Genomic DNA, 14,034 nt, shown 5'->3' with positions numbered 1-14,034 from the left:
CGCTTTCGGCAAGTGCTTATTTTCAAGCCCGCTTGGCACGATAGATCCGGAAGCCGTTGCCCTCAGCCTTGATCGCACACACGCCAAAATGCTCCTCAATGATCGGTTGGTACTTCAGGAAGCTGTTGGCAACTAGTCGCAGTTCGCCGCCTGATTTCAGATGTTGGCGTGCTTTTCTCAGCAGATTCTCGGTCGCTTTATAGTCGGTATGAACCCCGACGTGGAACGGCGGATTGCTCAGAATCGTGCTCAAACCCATGGGAGCTGCATCGATACCATCGCCCGTCAGGACTTCGGCCTCAAGGCCGTTTGCAGCAAGGGTCAGACGCGTACTGGCAGTGGCGAAGGCGTCCACATCAAGCATGATCACGTTGTTGTGCGGGTAGCGACGTTTTACCGCAGCGCCCAGCACGCCTGCGCCGCAGCCGAAGTCGAGCAAATTGCCGCTGGGCAGCTTGTCGATATTCTGCAGCAACAATGCCGAGCCACGATCCAGTCGACCCTGACTGAAAACGCCCGGCAGGCTGACAACCTTGAGTGGGCCATCCTCCATTTCGACTTCGTAGTGCTGGGCGAGGCTTTCCAGCGTTGCCGCTTTCGGGGCATCTTCAACGGTGACTTGCCACAGCTGACAATGGCGGGCGCTGTCGAGTTTGCGGGGTCGGCCAAACGGACTCAGCTGTTTGGCCGCAGCTTCGATACCGCTGCGTTTTTCACCGACCAGAAACAATTCACGTCCCGCCAGACGCGAGGCGAGGGCATTGAGCAAGTAGTTGGTCAGTTCTCGCGCCTTGGGCAAAAACACTACGGCGGCCTCGAATGGCTGCTCGGGGGCTGTTACTCCGAAATGGCTGCGACCTTCGAAGCGAGCGTCCAGCGCGGCTTGATCGCCCGCATGCCAGCACCATCCCTGCGCGTTCGGCAGGCGACCCAGCAAATCGTCTGCGGGCAGGCCCGCCAGCAACAGGGAGCCCTGAAACAATTCGGCCTGACGGAGTAACACTTCACTGCGCGGGTCCATGGTGGGCTCCTCGAAAAAGCGCGGAGTCTAACAGTTTGGAGCCTGCAACGGCGGCGCGATCCCTTGAATTGAAATACATCTGTAGGAGCGCACGAGCACCGCGAGGCCGCGATGGCGGTCTGTCTGATATACCGCTATCGCTGCCTCGCGGTGCTCGTGCGCTCCAGGTTCGGTGTCTGACTCGCAAAAATGCGATGTCAGGACACAGTGGTGCGACCTAACTCACCATCCGAACCGGCTTGCCCGCGAAGAACCCCAGCGCATTCTCAGTCACCTGACTGACGATCCGCTGCCGCGCCTCGTGAGCGCCCCAGGCACTGTGAGGCGTGATGATCAGGCGGGGAATGTCACCTGACAGCAGCGGATTATCTGCGTTAGGCGGTTCGACCGTGAGTACGTCGGTGGCGGCACCGCCAAGATGACCTTCACGCAGGGCGTCGGCCAGCGCCTGCTCGTTGATCAGTCCGCCGCGGGCGGTATTGATCACATAGGCGTGAGGCTTGAGCAAGCTGAGCTCGTGAGCCCCCAGCATGTCGCGGGTATCGTCGTTGAGCGGGCAGTGCAGCGTGAGCGCGTCGACCTGCGGCAACAGCTCATCCAGTGGTAAACGATCCGGGCGGGCAGGGCGACCGGGGATTTGCCCCAGCAGTACGCGCATGCCAAAAGCTTCGGCCAGTTTCGCGACGGCGCTACCCAGTTCGCCATGCCCCAGCAAACCCAGAGTTTTGCCTTCCAGTTCGACGATGGGAAAGTCCAGCAGGCAGAACTGTTTCGACTTCTGCCACAGGCCTTGCTGCACCGCTTTCTGATAATCGGGCAGGCTGGTCGCCAGGGCCAACAGCAGCATCAAAGTGTGCTGGGCCACCGACGGCGTGCCGTAACCGTGGCAATTGCATACGGTAACTCCGTGATGACGGGCCGCCACAAGATCAATGTTATTGGTCCCGGTGGCCGTCACCAGTACCAGCTTCAGGTCAGGGCATGCTGCGAACGTGTTGGAATCGATCACGATCTTGTTACTGATTGCCACTTGTGCGCCTTGCAGGCGCTCGATTACCTCATCTGCGCTGGTGCTGGCGTGCAGCGTCAGTTCACCGAAGCATTCACGCAGCTCGCTGAAATCCAGATCGCCAAGATCCAGCGACGTGTAGTCGAGAAAAACTGCCTTACTCTGATTGCTCATCAGCTGTACCTGTTAATGGACGTATCGAAGCCTTAATGTGGCTAGCCTACCAGAGCGAAACGTCTGCTTACATTCCTGACCAGTTTGCCTTTTGGTCAGATTATTTTTTGGAGTGTCCCCATGTACTGGCCTGAGTTTCTTACCGTTGCCTTGATCCACTTGCTCGCTGTCGCAAGCCCCGGCCCCGATTTTGCTGTGGTTGTACGTGAAAGCGTTGCCCATGGACGCAAGGCCGGCACCTATACCGCCATGGGTGTGGGTACGGCGATCTTTCTGCACGTCGGCTATTCATTGCTTGGGATTGGCTTGATCGTGTCGCAGTCCATCGTATTGTTCAACGCCCTCAAGTGGGCTGCTGCGGCTTATCTGCTGTACATCGGCATCAAAGCGCTCCGGGCCAAACCTGCCAGCGCCGGTGATGCGCCGGTCAATGTTGTTGCAGGCGAGCGCACGGCCCGTGGTGCATTCACCAGTGGGTTCATTACCAATGGCTTGAACCCCAAGGCAACGCTGTTTTTTCTTTCGTTGTTTACCGTGGTGATCAACCCGCACACACCGATGTGGGTACAAGCCGGTTATGGCGTTTATCTGGCGGTTGCAACAGGCCTCTGGTTCTGTCTGGTCGCGCGGCTGTTCAGTCAGGAGCGCGTACGCGCAGGCTTTGCACGCATGGGCCACTGGTTTGATCGGGCGATGGGCGGTGTGCTGGTGGCGTTGGGGGTGAAGCTGGCGCTGACTGAAAGTCATTGATACAAATTCTTGCCTTACGCGATACAACGGTAGGAGCTGCCGAAGGCTGCGAGGCATTTATGCTGACACACCGCCATCGCAGCCTTCGGCAGCTCCTACAGATCCAATGTTTGCTGCCAGACAGCGTGGTGTCAGAAATACCGTCCCTCTTACAGATCGAGCAGGCAGTATCCGGGTCGCAAATCATCCCTTCGGCTGATTTGACTGGCGAGGTACCGCTCTAGAGTCCATATTTCAAGCCACGCCTGTGTACTTTGAAAAGGAACTCTTATGCTACAGACCCGCGTTATTCCGCCAGCCGACGGTGCCTACCAATATCCTCTGTTGATCAAGCGGCTATTGATGTCAGGCAGTCGATACGAAAAAACCCGGGAAATTGTCTACCGCGACTCAGTCCGCTACACCTATCCAGTGTTGATTGAGCGCGTCTGTCGGCTGGCAAACGTACTCAGCGCGGCTGGGGTGAAAGCTGGAGATACAGTTGCTGTAATGGACTGGGACAGCCACCGTTACCTTGAGTGCATGTTCGCCATTCCGATGATTGGTGCGGTGGTTCACACCATCAACGTGCGGCTCTCGCCTGATCAAATTGCCTACACCATGAACCACGCCGACGATAAGTTTGTGCTGGTCAACAGTGAGTTCGTCGGCCTGTATCAAGCAATGGCCGGGCATCTGACCACGGTCGAGAAAACCCTGCTGCTGACGGACTTGCCCGAGAAGACCGCCGAGTTGCCGAACCTGATCGGCGAGTACGAGACGCTGCTGGCCCAGGCGAGCGACCAGTATGAATTCGAAGACTTTGACGAAAACTCTGTCGCCACCACTTTTTACACCACCGGCACTACGGGCAACCCCAAAGGCGTGTACTTCAGCCATCGTCAGTTGGTGCTGCACACCTTGGGACTTGCCACTGGTTTAGGCAGCATCGAGGGATTGCTGAATACCAATGATGTTTACATGCCCATCACGCCAATGTTTCATGTTCACGCCTGGGGCATGCCTTATGCGGCGACGATGCTGGGGGTCAAACAGGTTTATCCCGGTCGTTACGACCCGGAGTTTCTGGTCGAGTTGTGGCGAAAGGAGAAGGTGACTTTTTCCCACTGCGTGCCGACCATCATGCAGATGGTACTCAACGCGAAAAGCGCGCAGGGCGTCGACTTTGCTGGCTGGAAAATCATCATCGGCGGCAGCTCACTGAACCGGACACTCTATGAGGCGGCCAAAGCGCGGGGTATTCAATTGACGGCTGCTTATGGCATGTCGGAAACCGGCCCGCTGATTTCGGTTGCTCATTTGAATGACGAATTGCGTGCGGGTAGCGAAGACGAGCGCATCACCTACCGCATCAAGGCCGGCGTGCCTGGCGTATTGGTAGACGCAGCAATCGTTGACGAAGACGGCAACTTCCTCCCGGCTGACGGTGAAACCATGGGTGAGTTGGTGCTGCGTGCGCCCTGGTTGAGTGAGGGTTATTGCGGGGAGCCGCAGAAAGGCGCCGAGATGTGGGCCGGCGGCTGGTTGCACACAGGTGATGTGGCGACGCTCGACAGCATGGGTGTCATCGACATCCGCGACCGAATCAAGGATGTGATCAAGACCGGTGGTGAATGGATTTCATCTTTGGCGCTGGAGGATTTGTGCAGTCGCCATCCGGGGGTTCGCGAAGTTGCGGTAGTGGGCATCGCGGATCCGCAGTGGGGGGAGCGACCCTTTGCATTGCTGGTATTGCGTGAAGGGCACAGCGTCGAGGCCAGGGATTTGAAAGAGCACCTCAAGCCTTTCGTTGAGCTGGGGCACATCAACAAGTGGGCAATCCCGCATCAGATTGCGGTTGTTACTGAAATTCCCAAGACCAGCGTCGGTAAGCTCGACAAGAAGCGAATGCGCCTGGACATCGCCGAATGGCAGAGCACCAACAGCGCCTTTTTGTCGACGCTCTGACAACGTCTACGCAATCCTGCAGGACCGGCTTTAGCCGGGAGGACATGGGGGCGCTACATTTCTTCCGTCAGCAATGCCGCCCTCCCGGCTAACGCCGGTCCTGCAAGAGCAAGGAATCGGCGAGTGCTTGCAGGCCAATAAAGAATCCTCCGACAAGCGCTTCCCAGAGCGTTTGAAGCTACAAATCACACTTTAGAGGGATCAAGCAGTGCGTTGGGCTGGCTATAGTCGATACAGGGGCTGCGTAAAAACCAATAACAAGGCGAATCGTTGTAACCTTCCGGGTTACCCGATGAGCGCTGGGCTGTCTTTCGAAAGATCGGCTGCCCGTTTTTAGCAGTACCACTGCCAAAACAATAAAAAACACATGGAGTAGCGTTGATGACATCAGCAAACCAGTTCTGGCGCCGGGCAAAACTGCCTTTGGCCGTCAGTCTCGCTTCTACGCTCGCCGGTCCTGCTTTCGGCGTCAGCTTCAACATCGGCGAAATCGAAGGCAAGTTCGACTCTTCGCTCTCCGTGGGCGCCAGTTGGTCCACCGAAAACGCCAACAAGAATCTCATCGGTTCGAACAACGGCGGGCATGGTCTGTCGCAGACATCCGATGACGGCCACTTGAACTTCAAACGCGGTGAAACGTTCTCGAAAATCTTCAAGGGCATTCACGATCTTGAGTTGAAGTACGGCGACACCGGCGTGTTTGTACGCGGCAAATACTGGTATGACTTTGAACTCAAAGATGAGAACCGGGAGTTCAAGGACATCAGCGACTCCAATCGCAAGGAAGGCGCCAAGTCTTCCGGCGGGCAAATTCTCGACGCCTTCGTTTATCACAACTACAGCATCGGCGATGAGCCAGGTTCGGTGCGTTTCGGTAAGCAAGTGGTCAGTTGGGGTGAAAGTACTTTCATCCAGGGCGGCATCAACAGCATCAACCCGGTCGACGTGTCCGCGTTCCGTCGTCCAGGCGCCGAAATCAAGGAAGGCCTGATTCCGGTCAACATGTTTTACCTGTCGCAGAGCATCACTGAGAACCTCTCGGCAGAAGGTTTCTACCAGCTTGAGTGGGACCAGACCGTTACCGATAACTGCGGCACGTTCTTCTCGCAGCCGGATGTGATTTCGGATGGTTGTGACAGCAACCTGGCGGTATTGCGCAGTCGAAGCGGCCTTAATAGTTCACTGACTGCCGCCGGTTTGCCCGCCGGGGCGCGTGGCGCGGTCTTCAATAGCCTCGGCCAACGCGGCGTATCTTTCGGCAACCCGGATGAAGGTGCAGTCGTACGTCGCGGCCCTGATCGGGATGCTCGTGACAGTGGCCAGTTTGGCGTGGCCATGCACTATAACTTCGAGCCGCTGGACACCGAGTTTGGCGCTTACTTCATGAATTACCACAGCCGCGCGCCGATTTTCAGCGGAAAAGGCGCTCCCGCCAGTGCTTATAGTGCCGCAGGGCTAGTGGGTGGACTTGTGGGCAGTGGTATTCCGTTGGCTACGGCCAGGGCATTGGCACCGACGCTTTTACCTCTGGTCGTTGCGGGTAATTCCAGCTACTACGTCGAGTACCCGGAAGACATCCATCTGTACGGCCTCAGCTTCTCCACCACATTGCCAACCGGCACGGCCTGGTCCGGCGAACTCAGCTACCGGCCGAATGCTCCGGTGCAGATCAATACCACCGATATCCTGTATTCGGGCATCACCCCTCTGAACCCGAACGTTTCGGTGCTGCAAGGTCGCCCGGATACCGATCAAAAGGGCTATCGCCGTAAAGAAATCACCCAGCTGCAAACCAGCTTTACTCAGTTCTTTGATCAAGTCATGGGGGCTGAACGTCTGACCGTGGTGGGTGAAGTGGGCTGGACGCATGTTGGCGGCCTGGATAGCACTTCGAAAATTCGCTACGGCCGGGATCCGAGCTATGGTCCTGGCCCGCTGCCTAATGGGCAGTGCGCGACACTCAACGCAGGCACGCTGACTGGCGCAGCACAAAACAACCTTACCCGCTATTGCGAAGACGACGGCTTTACTACCGCCAACTCCTGGGGCTATCGCGCCCGCGCCATCTGGGATTACAACAGCGTATTTGCCGGGGTAAACCTGCGTCCAAACGTCGCCTGGTCTCATGACGTAAAAGGCTATTCGCCAGGTCCTGGCGGTAACTTCGAGGAAGGGCGTAAAGCGGTCAGCCTTGGGCTGGATGCTGAGTACCAGAACACTTACACAGCGGCTCTCGCGTACACCAACTTCTTTGATGGCAAGTACACCACGGTTGATGATCGCGATTTCGTGTCGCTCAGCTTCGGTATGAACTTCTAAGAGCCCGGTTTTTCAGGACGACGATGAATATGAAAATAACAAAAAATCTGTTGCAGGTCGGTGTGCTGGGGTTGTCGCTGTTGGCGACCGGTGTGATGGCTGCTGTGTCTGAATCCGAAGCTGCAAAGCTGGGCACTACGCTGACGCCAATGGGCGCGGAAAAGGCCGGGAATGCCAGCAACACTATTCCTGCCTGGAGCCCGATGCCGAAGAATGCCGGGGCGGTGGACAGCAAAGGCTTCCTGGCCAACCCCTATGCCAGCGAGAAACCTCTGTTCACCATCACCGCCGCTAACGTTGAGCAGTACAAGGCCAACCTTGCGCCGGGCCAGTATGCGATGTTCAAGCGCTACCCGGAAACCTTCAAAATGCCGGTTTATCCGTCCCATCGTGGCGCGGCGGTTCCGGATGACGTGTCGGCTGCCATCAAGAGAAATGCCACCAATGCCAAGCTCGTAGGGGGTGGTAATGGTGTCGAAAACTTCGATACAGCGGTACCGTTCCCGATTCCTCAGAGTGCTACCGAAGTCATCTGGAACCACATTGGGCGTTATCGTGGCGGTAGTGTGAAGCGTCTGGTGACCCAGGCAACGCCGCAGCCGAACGGATCATACAGCCTGGTGTATTTCAGTGATCAGTTTGTATTTCGCGACAAAATGAAGGACTACGATCCGAAGAATCCCGGAAACGTATTGTTCTATTTCAAGCAGGAAGTCACTGCGCCAGCGCGTCTGGCCGGTAGCGTGCTGCTGGTCCACGAAACCCTCAATCAGGTAGCCGAACCGCGTTCTGCCTGGCTCTATAACGCAGGGCAACGTCGGGTCCGCCGCGCTCCGCAGGTTTCTTATGACGGACCGGGCACCGCCGCTGATGGCTTGCGCACATCCGACAATCTGGACATGTTCAACGGCGCACCGGATCGCTATGACTGGAAGCTGGTCGGCAAGCAGGAAATGTACATCGCTGCCAACAGCTACAAACTGGACGATCCGAAGCTCAAGTACGCTGACATCATCAAGGCAGGGCATATCAATCAGGACCTGACACGCTACGAGTTGCGCCGCGTCTGGCACATCACCGCAACCCTGAAGGAAGGGCAGCGTCACATCTACGCCAAGCGTGATTTCTTCATTGATGAAGATACCTGGCAAGCCGCGGTCATTGACCACTACGACGGTCGTGGCCAGCTGTGGCGTGTCGCGGAAGCTCATGCCGAGAATTACTACGACAAGCAAGTGCCGTGGTATGCCCTGGAAGCCATATACGACCTCCAATCGGGTCGTTATCTGGCGTTGGGCATGAAGAACGAAGAGAAGAGGGCCTATGACTTCGGCTTCACTGCGACTACTAGTGAGTTCACGCCGAATGCGTTGCGTCAGGAGGGTGTTCGCTGATAACGCGGCAATAGATTTTTGTAGGAGCCAACTTGTTGGCGAGACGAAATGTCTGGTTGCGCAGGTCCGACGTCTCGCCAACAAGTTGGCTCCTACAGATCGATTCCTCTAAAGCCCCTTGTGCGGGGCTTTTTTATGGCTGTGTATTCGAGTCAATGATTGTAGGGAAATTGTTACAGTCTTTTCCCGCGCAACCTTCAAAACAGCTGACTTACCGGCTAGTCTCCAGAGCATTCGCCTAGCCGATCAAGAGCCGGCCATGACTGATTTGTCCCGTTTGCAAGCGTTCGCAGGCAACGTGGTCCCCGCGCTGGAAGGACGACTCTTCCGGCCACCCTTGCCTGACGGCTACGTACCTCGTAACCGTCTCTGTACACGATTGGCTGCCGGTTTATCCGGACGGCTGCTCTTGATCAGTGCGCCTGCCGGTTTCGGCAAGAGTTCAGTGGCTATCGAGTTTTGCCAGAATCTACCTGAGGACTGGCAAAGTGCATGGTTGGGTTTGAGTCCGCGTGACAGCGATCCGGGGCGTTTTCTGGAGCGTTTGCTGGCAGCGTTGCAACAGTTCTTCCCACAACTGGGCGCTCAGGCACTGGGTTTATTGAAGATGCGTCAGCGTCATCAGCCCTTCGCTTTTGAAGAGTGGCTCGATGGTCTGCTTGATGAGCTGTCGATGCACCTGATGCTGGGCAAGCCAGTACTGCTGGTGCTGGACGATTACCATTTGGCCCAAGGTCCCGTGCTGGATCGCTGTCTGCAGTTTTTCCTCAATCACCTTCCTGCCGGATTGATCATCATGGTCACCAGTCGCCAGCGCCCCGAGTGGCATCTGGCGCGTCTGCGGCTGTCGCGGCAATTAGTAGAGCTTAACGAACACGACTTGCGTCTGACGCATTCTGAATCTTTATCCCTGTTGGGTGCGCGTAGCCACTCGCTCGGGGCCGATGCGCTGCAGAGCCTCATCGAGCGCAGCGAGGGGTGGGTGGCCGGGCTGCGCTTCTGGTTGCTGGCGGCATCTGGAGAGGGGACTGATAACGAGTTGTCACAAGCGCTGCATGGCGGTGAAGGGCTGATACGCGACTATTTGCTTGAAGAAGTCATCGATAGCTTGCCCGACGATGTGCAGGCTTTTCTGTATGACACTGCATGCCTGGAGCGTTTTTGCGTCGAGCTGTGCGATGCCGTCAGGGACAGCCATGACAGCGCGCTATTGCTGGGTTATTTGCAGGCGCATCAAGTATTTCTGGTACCGCTGGATGAGCACGGTCGTTGGTACCGTTATCACCACCTGTTTTCCGATCTGCTGCGCGCCAAGGCTCAGGACGGCCCCCAACAAAACCGTCTGCACCTTAATGCCTGCCGCTGGTTCAGCGAACAGGGCTTATTGGATGAAGCTGTCGAGCAGGCGCTGCGGGCCGGGCACCTGGACGTCGCCGCCAATCTGGTCCAGAACCTTTCCGAAGAGCAACTGCTGGCTGAGCAGAACGTTGGCATGTTGTTACGCTGGAAGATGGATTTGCCCGACAGCCTGCTGATCAGTACGCCGAGGCTGATTGTGTTGTACGCCTGGGCGCTGGGGCTGGCGTGTCAGCTTGATGCCGCCGAAGAATTGGCCGAACATCTCAGTCGTTTTCTGCCGGCACCTTCTGCCACGGCGCAAGAATCAATGCTCGCTCAGTGGCTGGCCCTGAGCGGGATCATTGCTCGCGGGCGAGGTGATACTGAAAAGACTCAGCGTTATTGCAGCGAGGCATTGCTCAGCCTGCCGCGCAAACGTTATGGCCAGCGCTTGATGTGCTTGTCGACCCTGGCCAATCTGGCAATTGCCGAAGGTGACCTGTGGCGTGCTCGCGCCTTGAATCGTGACGCGCTTGAGCTGGCGCAGCGGGTCGCCAATCCGCTGTTCGAAGCCCTCGCCCATTATGATCGCGCCCGTGCGTTGCAGGCTCGGGGTGAAATTTTGCGTGCGCTTGATGAGGTTCGCCACGGGCTACACCGTCTGAGGGGGTTGTCTGCGCAACGCTTGTACGCCGTTCGTGCGCGACTCACGCTTTATGAAGGTTATTTATTGACCCTGCGCATGCAGGATGAGACTGGACGCGTGCAGCTACTGGCCGGTCTTGCCGAAGCGCGGGCATGTCGAGACATCAGCGTGTTGATCGGCCATTGCGCGGTTGCGGGGTTGTTGGGGCGAGAAGGGCGTTTTGCCGAGGCATTTGCGGAGCTTTCCGAAGCTGAGCGGCTGATGCATATCTGGGATGTGCCATCGATTTACTATCTGGCGATGATCACGCTGGTCAAGTGCGAGCTGTGGTTGGCGCAAGGCCGATTCGATCTGGCAGAAGCCTGGTTGCTGCGGTTGACCCAGACCTACAGCGGCGATACGCCAGCGTCCTCACCTGAGTGCCATCCGCAACTTCCGCATTATGTCGAGTTGCAGTGCGCTGCACTTGAGCGAATTCAGGGGAAGGTCGACGCTTGCGCGCAACGCCTCAATCAACTGGAGATTCATGCTCGTAGCGTCGATGGTCAACTTCTGAACCTGACGGCATTGATCCAGCAGATGTTGTTGTTTATTGGCACCGGCGACGAGGCTAAGGCCCGCGCTTTACTGGATCAGAGTTTGCGCGCAGCAACGGGCGGGGCGTTGTTGCCGTTTCATGAGCTGATTGAGCATCACCCTGGCTGGTTACGCGAGCAACTGCTGCAAGTCGTGCCTTGTGCGGTGCGCGATGCGTTGCTGGAAAGGCTGCCTGTATTGGCCTGCACCCAGCTCAAAGAAAGCACTGAGGCCTTGCCTGTCATGGACACCCTCAGCGCACGTGAGTTAAGCGTCCTGCAGTTAATCGCCCAGGGGTGCTCGAATCAGGAGATCAGTGATCAGCTCTTTATTTCGCTGCACACCGTCAAGACCCACGCCAGCCATATCAATGGCAAGCTTCGGGTCGAGCGCCGAACCCAGGCCGTGGCCCGGGCACAGGAACTTGGCCTGTTGAGCTGAGATTTGGCCGACTGCTACGATCCTGGAACCCATCCATGACCCATCGCTGTGGTTAGCGCTCAATGATCAGGCGCTTCGCTTTCCAGGATGCTATTGGTTTCGGCTGACATGAAGACTTTGCCTCAAGGCATCAGCAACGATCTTTCGCGTTGCTCGGTGACGATTGCCAATCCCCCGCCTAAAATGCGCACTGTCAGAAAACCTATTTCATCCAAGGAAGCTCGATGCGCATTGATTGCACCACTGAAAAATCAGGTTTAGCCGTCAAGGTGCTCGTTGGTCTTGCGGCAGTCTGGACGCTTCAGGCATGCCAGCCAGTGCCGCTGAAAATTTCCCAAAGCTTCGATGTTCCTTACGGTCAATATCACACGCTGGTACGACACAACGTTCTGTCTAAAGGTGAGTTGATCTGCCAGGTGCACGTCGAGAAAAATAACCTGGGCGACGCATGGGTTCCCTCTGTCGTGCTGGCTGCGGCCGAGGACGATAAAGAGGACTACAGCATGTTCCTCACCAGCTCACCCACAAAACCTGTTGGGGACACGCGACTTTTCAGCGTGCGAACGCACCTGAATGACAAACCGATCGTGCGTTCAACGTTCTTCAAGGCGCTCGATACGAACGGCGACTTTTCCCTTCGGCTGGCGTGGCACGAGGATGGATCAATTACGTACCAGGTCGCTACCGCGGACAGCAAATCTGAAGAGCAATTGCTTGAGACACCGGGCTTCAAGACACGGCATGTCAGCGTGCATACCAGTGGCGTTACAGGCAGCACGAACTGTGAGCTACAGGGCGCGAAGTCTGAGAGCAATTGAGGCTTCCGGTCGGTAGTCTTCAATCCCGATTGATCCATTAACCTTCGCAGGCCCTCCATGCAAGCGGCAAAGCTCACGCTGATACGAGAAACATTCCCCGTTGGCCCATTGCAGTGCAACTGCACGATCATTGGCGATCCGATCACCCGAAAAGCCATCGTGGTGGATCCGGGGGGCAACCATGAATTGATTCTGGCTCGCCTGACAGCACTGGATCTGAAGGTTGTGAGCATCATCCATACCCATGCGCATCTGGATCACTTTCTGGCATCGGGGCTCTTGAAGGAGAAGACCGGGGCGACGTTGCATCTGCATAAAGAGGATCAGTTTCTGTGGGACAACCTTGAGACGCAATGTCAGGTTTTTCGCGTGCCTTACACACCCGTGCCGCCCCCAGACCGTTGGTTGGCCGATGATGAGGAGCTGGCCTGCGGCTGTGGTGTGGCGCTGCATACTCCGGGTCATACGCCTGGCTCGATGAGCTTCTGGTTTGCCGATGCCGGGTTGTTGATTGCCGGGGACACGTTATTTCGTCGAGGTATTGGTCGTACGGATTTGTGGGGCGGGGACCAGCCGACCATCGTGCGTTCCATCAAGCAGCGTTTGTACACACTGGATGAAGAGGCTACGGTTGTCACAGGGCATGGTCCTGATACCCGGCTGGGCGATGAAATGCGTGAGAACCCGTTCGTTCGGGCTTGAGCGCTGTTCAGGCAGGGTTAAGGAATTTAACAGGGCTGCCATGCTCTAATTTCGTCACAAGTCTGAGGACTTGATGTTCATAGAATTCAGGAGCATCTGCATGTTTACCTCGCGTCGTTTGATTATTGCCGCTACTGCCGTGGCTATGCTTTCCGGGTGTGCGTCACCAAACCCTTACGACAATCAGGGCCAGGCGCAAAGCTCTGGCGGTGTCAGCAAAACGGCCAAATACGGCGGGCTGGGTGCGCTGGCGGGGGCTTTGGCTGGTGCAGCGATCGATCACAATAACCGCGGCAAAGGGGCTTTGATTGGTGCTGCGGTAGTGGGGGCGGCTTCCGCCGGTTACGGCTACTACGCTGACAAACAGGAAAAGGCGCTGCGCGAAAGCATGGCCAACACCGGCGTCGAAGTGCAGCGTCAGGGCGATCAGATCAAGCTGATCATGCCGGGCAATATCACCTTCGCGACCGATTCCTCGGCTATCGCCAGCAGCTTCTACTCGCCGCTGAACAACCTTGCCGGTTCGTTGAAACAGTTCAATCAGAACAACATCGAGATCGTTGGTTACACCGACAGTACAGGTTCGCGTCAGCACAATATGGACCTGTCCCAGCAACGCGCGCAGAGCGTGAGCACCTATCTGACGTCGCAAGGCGTTGATCCTGCCCGCCTGTCAGTGCGGGGTGCAGGTCCTGATCAGCCGATTGCCAGCAACGCTGATGTGAACGGCCGTGCTCAGAACCGTCGCGTTGAGGTCAACCTCAAACCAATTCCAGGTCAGCAGTACGAGCAGTATCAGCAGTAATCCAGGTCGGGTATCGATCGCAAGTAGACCCTGATAGTGCAAATAGTAATGCTTCCTATTTGCGCTATTTCATTAAAGCTTTTATCCTTGCGCT

10 protein-coding genes are annotated in these 14,034 nt (G+C 56.8%); 8 read left to right on the top strand and 2 right to left on the bottom strand.

Translation table 11 applies throughout. From position 1 onward, the window contains the following. Positions 1 to 22: 22 nt before the first annotated feature. Both RX972_RS00315 and RX972_RS00310 read right to left on the bottom strand, forming a co-directional pair. Positions 23 to 1,021 (bottom strand): class I SAM-dependent methyltransferase, encoded by a 999-nt coding sequence (locus RX972_RS00315; protein ID WP_316872093.1) that lies wholly within the window; start codon positions 1,019 to 1,021, stop codon positions 23 to 25. A 217-nt stretch (positions 1,022 to 1,238) separates the two neighbouring features. Next, a complete protein-coding gene (locus RX972_RS00310) occupies positions 1,239 to 2,204 on the bottom strand; it encodes a 2-hydroxyacid dehydrogenase (RefSeq protein ID WP_316872092.1) in 966 nt (321 codons plus the stop codon). A gap of 120 nt (positions 2,205 to 2,324) precedes the next feature. Between RX972_RS00310 and RX972_RS00305 the strand changes: the two genes are divergently transcribed. The 8 genes from RX972_RS00305 (at position 2,325) to RX972_RS00270 (ending at position 13,940) form a co-directional block, all read left to right on the top strand. Beyond that, a complete protein-coding gene (locus tag RX972_RS00305) occupies positions 2,325 to 2,954 on the top strand; it encodes a LysE family transporter (RefSeq protein WP_122705654.1) in 630 nt (209 codons plus the stop codon). Positions 2,955 to 3,224: 270 nt separating this feature from the next. Beyond that, complete coding sequence (locus RX972_RS00300; protein WP_316872089.1) at positions 3,225 to 4,901, top strand: fatty acid--CoA ligase; 1,677 nt, start codon at positions 3,225 to 3,227, stop codon at positions 4,899 to 4,901. 381 nt (positions 4,902 to 5,282) lie between these two features. Continuing rightward, positions 5,283 to 7,220 carry a DUF1302 domain-containing protein gene (locus RX972_RS00295; protein WP_255881355.1) on the top strand — a complete coding sequence of 646 codons (1,938 nt, stop codon included), beginning with the start codon at positions 5,283 to 5,285 and terminating at the stop codon, positions 7,218 to 7,220. 29 nt (positions 7,221 to 7,249) lie between these two features. Beyond that, positions 7,250 to 8,614, top strand: a complete 1,365-nt coding sequence (locus RX972_RS00290) for a DUF1329 domain-containing protein (RefSeq protein WP_027899543.1) — start codon at positions 7,250 to 7,252, stop codon at positions 8,612 to 8,614. Between the two features lie 259 nt (positions 8,615 to 8,873). Continuing rightward, a complete protein-coding gene (locus RX972_RS00285) occupies positions 8,874 to 11,615 on the top strand; it encodes a LuxR C-terminal-related transcriptional regulator (protein ID WP_316872088.1) in 2,742 nt (913 codons plus the stop codon). A 224-nt stretch (positions 11,616 to 11,839) separates the two neighbouring features. After that, the gene (locus RX972_RS00280; protein WP_316872087.1) at positions 11,840 to 12,433 is read left to right on the top strand and encodes a hypothetical protein; all 594 of its coding nucleotides are present in this window, start codon (positions 11,840 to 11,842) and stop codon (positions 12,431 to 12,433) included. Positions 12,434 to 12,490: 57 nt separating this feature from the next. Next, entirely contained in the window at positions 12,491 to 13,135 is a 645-nt protein-coding gene (locus RX972_RS00275; RefSeq protein ID WP_316872086.1) for an MBL fold metallo-hydrolase, read from the top strand. A gap of 100 nt (positions 13,136 to 13,235) precedes the next feature. Next, a complete protein-coding gene (locus RX972_RS00270) occupies positions 13,236 to 13,940 on the top strand; it encodes an OmpA family protein (RefSeq protein WP_255881358.1) in 705 nt (234 codons plus the stop codon). Positions 13,941 to 14,034: the final 94 nt, after the last annotated feature.

The organism is Pseudomonas syringae group sp. J309-1 (assembly GCF_032582135.1).
Lineage (GTDB): Bacteria > Pseudomonadota > Gammaproteobacteria > Pseudomonadales > Pseudomonadaceae > Aquipseudomonas > Aquipseudomonas quasicaspiana.
This window is presented reverse-complemented; position numbering and strand designations above follow the sequence as displayed.